Below are 8,684 nucleotides of genomic sequence, written 5' to 3'. Positions count from 1 at the left end.
TTTACCCCACGCCCCTCGCACCCCGCGTCCGCGTGGCGGGGGGGGGGGGGGTTTTTTTTAATAGCCGGGCGGGCGGGGGGGGGGGGGGGGGGGGGGGGGCCCCCCCGGGCGGGCTGGGGGAGGTACGGGGGTGTCCATCACTGACGAGAGTAGCCGCCGGGTGCCCCGGGCAGCGCGATCCCGGGGTGGGACGCCCCTTGTTCAGGGTTGAACGTTCCAGCCATCTTCGCGTTCACATAAGGGTGCCTCTTGCCCGTCACAGCGCGCGGTGCGGGGCGTCAATGGGATCGAATGGTGACAGGAATCATCCTGGGCGAATGCCGGAGTTCGCTGGCCTTCCGCAGGTCAGGCTGGTTGGCTGGCCGCCGGGTTCATAGGATGAACGAGGACGACACGGTGGAGTGAGGTCATGGAGAGTCTTCGCGGCCCGTTCAAGAGTGCGGTACCGTCCAACGTCGTGAGCCCTGTACGTCGCTGTTCGCGCACCGCGTGCGGTCGTCCCGCCGTCGCGACGCTGACGTACGTCTATGCGGACTCCACCGCGGTCCTCGGACCGCTCGCCACCTACGCCGAACCGCACTGCTACGACCTCTGCTCGGAGCACTCGGAGCGGCTCACGGCGCCGCGCGGCTGGGAGGTCGTCCGGCTCGCGGTGGACGCCGGGCCCACCAGGCCCAGCGGCGACGACCTCGAAGCGCTCGCCAACGCGGTGCGCGAGGCCGCCCGCCCCCAGGACCGGGCGCCCGGCACGACACCCACCTCGCCGCACGGCCGCGAGGTCGACCCGATGGAGGTCGCCCGCCGAGCCCATCTGCGGGTCCTCCGCTCCCCCGCCTCCTGACCCGCCCGGCCGCTCCCCGCTGACGCGCCGCCGGGCGCGACCCGCCCGGCACGGCTGCGACGACACCGGGCCCGCCGCCCACCACCTTGATCCCGGCCGGCTCCCTGCTCCCCGGCCCCGCGCCCACCACCGGACCCGCTGGCTCCGCCGGGCGTCGCGGCACTGCTGCCGACGGTGCATCAGGCGCCTCGCACGCGGGCGAGGACGCTCGCCCGCAGCCGGCACCGCGCAGGCCGATCCAGACCCCGAACGACGCGTACGCGCCATGGCGAACGGCGCCTCATTGACTGCAACTTGTCGCGGACACGACCATTCCATGAGTCCGGGAGGTCCGTTTGTTCGTTCAGCAACTGGAGCCGGTCGCCGGCTCGCTCGCGCTGTCCGCGCTCGTCGCCGCCCTTCCCCTGGTGACCGTCCTGGTCCTGCTCGGCGCGGCCCGGGTACGGGCGCAGCGCGCGGGGCTCGCCGGCCTGGCCGTCGCCGTCCTCGTCGCGTGGGGCGCGTACGACATGCCGATCGGGCAGACGCTCGCCAGCGGTGCGCAAGGGGCGCTGTTCGGTCTTTTCCCCATCATGTGGATCGTCGTCAACGCCCTGTGGGTGTATCGGATGACGGTGCGCACCGCGCACTTCGACGTGTTGCGGCGCTCCTTCGGACGGCTCTCGACCGACCCGCGGGTGCAGGCGCTGGTGATCGCGTTCTGCTTCGGGGCGCTGCTTGAGGCGCTGGCCGGCTTCGGTGCGCCGGTGGCGATCTGTGCGGTGATGCTGGTCGCGCTCGGCTTCGACCCCGTCAAGGCGGCGGTTCTCGCCCTGGTCGCCAACACCGCGCCGGTCGCCTTCGGCGCCATGGGCACCCCGGTCGTCACCCTGGCCCGCGTCACCGACCTGCCGCTGGACACCGTCGCCGGCACGGTCGGGCGGCAGACGCCACTGCTCGCCCTGGTGGTGCCGCTGCTCCTGGTGGCCCTGGTCGACGGCGCGCGCGGGGTACGCGAGACCTGGCAGCCGGCGCTCGCCTGCGGCCTCGCCTTTGCACTCGCACAGTTCGTGGCGGCCAGCTACGTATCGGCCCAACTGGCCGACGTCGGCGCCGCGCTCGCCGGCGCGGCGGCCCTGGTCGCGCTCCCCGCCGCGCGCCGCCCCGCCAGCGAACCGGTACGGGCCGCCGTGCTCGTCGGCACCCCCACGACTGACGCAGAACCAGCCGACCCGCGCCCCGAGGTGCTGCGTGCCTACGCCCCGTACGCGCTCATCGTCGGCGTCTTCTCGGTGGCCCAGCTCGGCCCGGTCAAGGAGCTGCTGGCGCGCGCGGACCGCACCTTCGACTGGCCGTTCCTCGACGTGGTGAACGACGCCGGGGAACGCGTCGGCGGCAACGACTTCACGCTGCCGCTGGTCGCCACCGGCGGCACCCTGGTCCTGCTCGCCGGCCTCGGCACCGTCCGGGTGCTGCGGCTGCCCGCGCGGGCCGCGCTGCGCGAATGGCTGGCCACGGTGCACGAACTGCGCTCCGCCCTCGCGACCGTGACCTCCGTACTGGCCCTCGCGTACGTGATGAACCTGTCCGGCCAGGCGGCCACGATCGGCCACGGCGTCGCGGCGGCCGGCGCCGGCCTGGCCTTCCTCTCGCCGGTGCTTGGCTGGTTCGGGGTGGCCGTCACCGGCTCCGACACCTCGGCCAACGCGCTCTTCGGCGGCCTCCAGGTGACCGCCGCCCGCGAATCGGGGATCGCCCCCGAACTCCTGGCCGCCGGCAACAGCTCGGGCGGCGTCCTCGGCAAGATGATCTCCCCGCAGAACCTCACCATCGCCTGCGCGGCCGTCGGCCTCCCGGGCCGCGAGGGCGCCCTCCTGCGCAAGGTGCTCCCGTGGAGCCTCGGCCTGCTGCTGGTCATGTGCTTGATCGTGCTGGCGCAGAGCACGGTGGTGCTGGGGTGGATGCTGGGCTGAGGGTGTTGTGCCTGGGACGCTGCCCGTGGGCGTTCTCTGCGGGCGTTGCCTGTGTGCGGGGCGTTGCCTGGGGGCGTGCTCCGGAGGGCCCTTGCCGACGGTTTCGTGGGGCGGCTTTCCCGATGCCGGGGCGGCCTGGCTGCTTCCGAGGAGGGTGCTCCTGGCGGGCCTCGGGGAGCTCGCGGAGGGTGACGGCCCCCTGCACATCGTGGATTTCTGCTGCTCGGGTGGGTGCTTCCGTCCGATCCCGGCGGGGCCCGCCGAACGCGACGGCCCCGCGGACCTCTCCGACCCCGCAGGTCGTGCTGATCGCGACAGCCTCACGCCCTTCCCCGGCCCCGTCGATCCCGTCGATCGCGACAGCCGTACGAACCCCACTGACCCCACAAGCCACCCTGAATCCGACCCACCGCGCCGCCTACGCCTGCCCCGTCGCAGCCCCTCGTGGCCCCGCGGCCCGAGTGCCCGTACGACGGCTGGCCGACCCGGTCCACGACGGCCGGCCGACGCGACCCCCGCGACCGGGCCGGCAACCCGTACGCCGCCCCATCACCCCCGCGTACGCCCCAGCCATCCAGGCCGCCGACCCGCATACGCCGCATGCGACGCCGGCCGTACGGCACGGCCCGAGGCGTCTCCGCGCCCCGCGTACGCCCGCGCGCGCCCATGCACCGGAGAAGCGCCCCTACTGCCGACGCCACTGCCCCGCGCCGCGGGCCTCCCCATTCCGCACCGTGGCCACCCCGCCCCGCGCCGCAGACCCTCCCGCCCCAGGCCCGTGGGCGTACCCGCACCGGCCGGCGGCCCCGAAGGCCGGGCAACGGCGGCCCGACCCGCCCGCTCCGAGCCCTCCGGTCGCCCGCTCCCGGCCGGTGCCGCACGGTGCCGGTGCCGCGGCCGAACGCGGGGCGCCACCGGCCCCGCGGGCCCCGCTGCGCGAAGGGCCGGCCGCACGGCGGCCCGCCAACCCCCCCCGGTAGATTTGGCCCCCATCCACGATGCCCAAAAGGAGTAGGCCGTGGCTGATCTGTCGCAGATCGTGAAGGCGTACGACGTGCGCGGGGTCGTCCCTGACCAGTGGGACGAAGCACTGGCCGCACTGTTCGGCGCGGCGTTCGCGCAGGTAACGGACGCAAACGCGATCGTCGTCGGCCATGACATGCGGCCGTCGTCCCCGGGCCTGTCCCGGGCGTTCGCCGAGGGCGCGGCGGCGCTCGGCGTCGACGTCACCGAGATCGGCCTGTGCTCGACGGACGAGCTGTACTTCGCCAGCGGGGCGTTCGACCTGCCCGGCGCGATGTTCACCGCGAGCCACAACCCGGCCCAGTACAACGGCATCAAGCTGTGCCGCGCCGGCGCCGCCCCCGTCGGCCAGGACACCGGGCTCGCCGACATCCGCGCCCTGGTCGAGCGCTGGTCGCAGGAGGGCGCGCCGCAGCCGGCCGCGACCCGGGGCACCATCAGCCAGCGCGACGTGCTCGCCGACTACGCGGCCCACCTGCGGTCCCTGGTCGACCTCACGGAGAGCCGGCCGCTGAAGGTCGTCGTCGACGCGGGCAACGGCATGGGCGGGCACACCGTGCCCACCGTCTTCGACGGGCTGCCCATCCCCCCCGACCCGCTCTACTTCGCGCTGGCCGCAACGTTCCCCACCCCCCCGCCCACCCCCCCCCCCCCCAACACCATCGCCCCCCCCCCGCCCCGGGGCGGGGGGGGCGGCGCCGACCTCGGACTGGCCTTCGACGGCGACGCGGACCGCTGCTTCGTGGTGGACGAACGGGGCGAACCGGTCGCACCGTCCGCCATCACCGCCCTGGTCGCCGAGCGCGAACTGGCCAAGCACCCGGGCGGCACGGTGATCCACAACTGCATCACCTCCTGGTCCGTGCCCGAGATCGTCAAGGAGTCCGGCGGCACGCCCGTCCGCACCCGCGTCGGCCACTCCTTCATCAAGGCCGAAATGGCCCGCACCGGCGCCATCTTCGGCGGCGAACACTCCGCGCACTACTACTTCCGGGACTTCTGGAACGCGGACACGGGCATGCTCGCCGCCCTGCACGTGCTGGCCGCCCGCGGCGAACAGGACGGACCGCTCTCCGCCCTCGTCGCGCGCTACGACCGGTACGCCGCCTCCGGCGAGATCAACAGCACCGTCGCCGACCAGCCCGGCCGCGCAGCCGCCGTCAAGGCCGCCTACGCCGCCCGTCCCGACGTCCAGCTCGACGAACTGGACGGCCTCACCGTCACCGCCCCCACCTGGTGGTTCAACCTCCGCGCCTCCAACACCGAGCCCCTGCTCCGGCTGAACGTGGAGGCAAAGGACGCGGCGACGGTGGCCCAGGTGCGCGACGAGGTCCTGACCATCGTCCGCGGCTGACCACCCCGTACGTTCCCCAGCCCCGCCCGGCCCCGGCCGCGGCCGTCCCCCCCGGGAGGGCCCGCCCGGGGCCGTCGTGCGGACGCGCGCGTGGCGTCCGCTCCTGGACGAGGGTGACCGCGGCGCCGCGAGTCTCGTGCGTACGCGCGGCGTCCGCCTGCGCCCGCGAGGCGGCGGCGGAGCGAGCGGTCTCGTGCGTACGCGCGCGTGGGTGCGCGTGGAGTTTCCAGCTTGTGCGCGCCGGAGCCGCCAACGTGCGTCCGCGCGTGTGGGTGCGCGTGCCCGGCACCGGCGAACTACGACCTGCGCCCGCGCGTACGCGCAGGTGTACGCGTACGCGTAGTGCTTAAGCGCGATGCTTCGGCCATCCCGGGGCGCCGCCCGCGAAGCACCACGGCCCACGCCCGCCCGTCGCGCCCGCGCAGGGTTCGCGGGGTTCTCGCGCAGCTCCGTCCGCGGAGTGCCGCCGTCAGCGACGGCCTGTCCGGGCACGGCAACGCACAGCCTCGCGCGCGTGCCCACGCCACGAATGACGAATACGGCTGCCGCGCCTGTGGCGCGAACCGCACAGCCTCGCGCGCACCCACGCGCACCCGCCGGGCCTCCCCGCGGCGCACCCGCCACGGGCCCACCGGGCGGGGCCACCCGCGCCCGCCGGGGTCGGAGCCGTCCGTCCGCCCGCCGGGCGCCCCGCTCCGGGCCCGGCGGTACCCTGGGCCGCACAGCACTGTGCCCGTCCCGAAGGGAAGACCATGCCGGTCGAAGCCAGCCTCCTGGAGATCCTCGCCTGCCCGGCGTGTCACGCCCCGCTGCGGGACGAGTCGGCTGCCGACGAACCCGAGCTGGTCTGCGAAGGAGAAGGGTGCGGCCTGGCGTACCCGATCCGGGACGGCATTCCCGTACTCCTGGTGGACGAGGCGCGCCGCCCGGCCTGAACCGCCGTACCGCGTTCCCGCCCCACGGCGATCGGAGGCCGACGCACCATGCTCGACGAATCGCTCCTGGACGCCCCCGAAGCACTGACGCGCGCCGACACCCGCGGGCTGCTGCGGGGCGCCGCGGAGTCCGGGGCCCGAGTGCGGACGGCCGCCAGGTTCGCCGCCGAAGCGGGCCTCGCCGACCTCCAGCCCGACGGCCGGCCGCGGTCCATCCTGGTGGCCGGCCCGGGCAGCGTGGCCGACTGCACCGCCGACCTGCTCGGCGCCCTCGCCGGCGGCAGCCTCCCGGTCACCCTGGTCCGCCCGACCGGTGTGGCCCCCGCCGCCGGGGCGCTGCGGTGGGCGCTGCCCGGCTGGGCCGGCCCGCTCGACCTGCTCGCCGTCACCACCCCGGACGGTTCGGAGCCCGGCCTCGCGGTCCTCGTCGACCAGGCGTACCGCCGCGGCTGCACCGTCGTCGCCGTCTGCCCCACCGAGACCCCGCTGACCGAGGCCGTCGTACGGGCCCGCGGCCTGCCCATCCCGACGGCGCCCGCCCCGCTCCCGGAGGCCGGCCCGCAGACCGCCGGGTACGGCGCGTACGAGCGCGACGCGTCCGGCCCTGGCCCCGTCGAGGGCGGTTGGCCGGCCGCCGACCAGCCGCGGTACGCCGACCGGCCGGAGCCGGGCGAGGGCGGCAACAACCCGCCGCCGCTCGCCCCCGGCGAGGCCCACCCGCGGCCCGAACCCCCCGCCGTCGGCGCCCTCGGCGCCCACCCGCACGGCGCGGCCGATCCACACGCCCCCGCCGACCACCCCGGCGCGCCGCGCGCCGGCGCGCAACCGGCGGTGCCCTCGCCCGGCGCGCTCTGGGCCGTGCTCACCCCGCTCCTCGCGCTCGCCGACCGGATCGGCCTGCTGCACGCGCCGCCCGAGACGCTGGAGCGGGTGGCCGACCGGCTCGACCGCGTCGCCGAGCGCTGCGGCCCGGCCCAGGCGGCCTACCGCAACCCGGCCAAGACGCTCGCCGCCGAACTGGCCGGCGCGCTCCCGCTGGTGTGGACCGAGGGCGAAGTGGCCGCTGCTGTGGGGCGCCGCTTCGCGCGGCTGCTCGGCGCGCTGGCCGGCAGGCCCGCGCTCGCCGCCGAGCTCCCGGACGCGCTCCGCATCCACGGCGCCCTGCTGACCAGCGCCTTCGCCGGCGGGGCCGACCCCGACGACTTCTTCAGGGACCGCGTGGACGAGCCGGAGGCGCTCCGGGCCCGCGTCGTACTCCTGCGTGATCGGCCGGCGCCGACCGACCAGCCCGCCGCCGCCGTTCTCTCCGCCGCCCCGGCCGCGCGCGACCTCGCACTCACCCACGACACGGCCGTCAGCGAACTCGAACCATCCGCCGACCCATCCGTCGAAGAGGCCCTGGAGAACGCCGCAGAGCTTCTCGCCATCACGGATTTCGCCGCCGTTTACCTGCTGCTTGCCGGCGCAGAGGGATCATGAACAACGCGGGCCGCACGCCCGTCGAGCACTCGACGGACGCCTAGCCTCCGCACCCCGTCCGTCCTGCCCGCCCACCCACTCCCACTGCACAGCCCGGCCCAGTTCAGCACTGCACAGCACCACACAGCGCAGCACCGCCCACCGCAGACGCGACCGTCCCGCACACCACCCCCGCACCTCACCCCACCCGGGCCACACACCACGCGTACCCGTACGCCGCACCACCCGGGCGCACCCGTGCTGCCGCCAGGCACCGGCGCACACCCCTTGCGCACCGTGTGCGCCACCCGCCCGGCGCACGCACCTTGCGCAGCCACGCCGGCCACCCACCGGCGCCAGGACCGGCACCCGGACCCCGCCGGTCCGTACGCCGCACCCACTCCGGTGAGCACCGCGCGCACCACGTGCACCGCGCGCCCTGCACACCGCGCACATCGGCCCGTACCAGCCCCTACCGGCCCGCACCGGCCGCAGAACCACCACCCGACCCGTCCGCGACGGCCCGCGGCCCGCATCCACACAGTCAGGAACCCTCGATGGACCGCCTAGCCAACACCGTGCGCCCCTACGCCTGGGGTTCGCCCACCGCCATCCCCGAGCTGCTCGGCACCGAGCCGACCGGCGAGCCGCAGGCCGAGCTGTGGATGGGCGCGCACCCGGGCGCCCCGTCACACGTCGACCGCGGCGCCGGCCCCGTCAGCCTCGGCGCGGTCATCGCCGCCGACCCGGCCGGCGAACTCGGCCCGCACGCCGTCGCCCGCTTCGGAGACCGGCTGCCGTTCCTCCTCAAGGTGCTCGCCGCCGACACCGCCCTCTCCCTCCAGGTCCACCCCGACCTCGCCCAGGCCCGGGCCGGGTACGCCGACGAGGAAGAGCGCGGCGTCCCGATCGACGCCCCGCACCGCAACTACAAGGACGCCAACCACAAGCCCGAGCTGATCTGCGCCCTCACCCCCTTCGAGGGCCTGTGCGGCTTCCGCACCGCCGCCGCGGCCGCGGGCCTGGTAGCCCGCCACGGCGGCGGAGCGCGCAACGCGGGACTGGTCCGACGGCCGGCCAGCCCGGGGGCCGCCGCGCGGCGCCCCGGGGGGGCCGCCGGG

The 8,684-nt window shown here is 75.8% G+C and carries 6 protein-coding genes; all 6 read left to right on the top strand.

The window, feature by feature from the left end:
• The first annotated feature begins 409 nt into the window (after positions 1 to 409).
• Positions 410 to 841 carry a DUF3499 domain-containing protein gene (locus AAHZ94_RS22750; protein WP_349994835.1) on the top strand — a complete coding sequence of 144 codons (432 nt, stop codon included), beginning with the start codon at positions 410 to 412 and terminating at the stop codon, positions 839 to 841.
• Between the two features lie 335 nt (positions 842 to 1,176).
• Positions 1,177 to 2,793 (top strand): L-lactate permease, encoded by a 1,617-nt coding sequence (locus tag AAHZ94_RS22745; RefSeq protein WP_349994834.1) that lies wholly within the window; start codon positions 1,177 to 1,179, stop codon positions 2,791 to 2,793.
• 1,018 nt (positions 2,794 to 3,811) lie between these two features.
• On the top strand, positions 3,812 to 5,170 hold the full coding sequence (locus tag AAHZ94_RS22740; protein WP_349994833.1) for a phosphomannomutase/phosphoglucomutase: 1,359 nt from the start codon (positions 3,812 to 3,814) through the stop codon (positions 5,168 to 5,170).
• Positions 5,171 to 5,922: 752 nt separating this feature from the next.
• On the top strand, positions 5,923 to 6,105 hold the full coding sequence (locus AAHZ94_RS22735) for a Trm112 family protein (protein ID WP_349994832.1): 183 nt from the start codon (positions 5,923 to 5,925) through the stop codon (positions 6,103 to 6,105).
• 48 nt (positions 6,106 to 6,153) lie between these two features.
• The gene (locus AAHZ94_RS22730; RefSeq protein WP_349994831.1) at positions 6,154 to 7,584 is read left to right on the top strand and encodes an SIS domain-containing protein; all 1,431 of its coding nucleotides are present in this window, start codon (positions 6,154 to 6,156) and stop codon (positions 7,582 to 7,584) included.
• Positions 7,585 to 8,120: 536 nt separating this feature from the next.
• Positions 8,121 to 8,684, top strand: a 564-nt coding sequence (manA, locus tag AAHZ94_RS22725; RefSeq protein WP_349994830.1) for a mannose-6-phosphate isomerase, class I, incomplete at its 3' end; no start/stop codon positions are given.

This window comes from Streptomyces sp. HSW2009 (genome assembly GCF_040240285.1).
In the GTDB taxonomy this organism is placed as follows: domain Bacteria; phylum Actinomycetota; class Actinomycetes; order Streptomycetales; family Streptomycetaceae; genus Streptomyces.
This window is presented reverse-complemented; position numbering and strand designations above follow the sequence as displayed.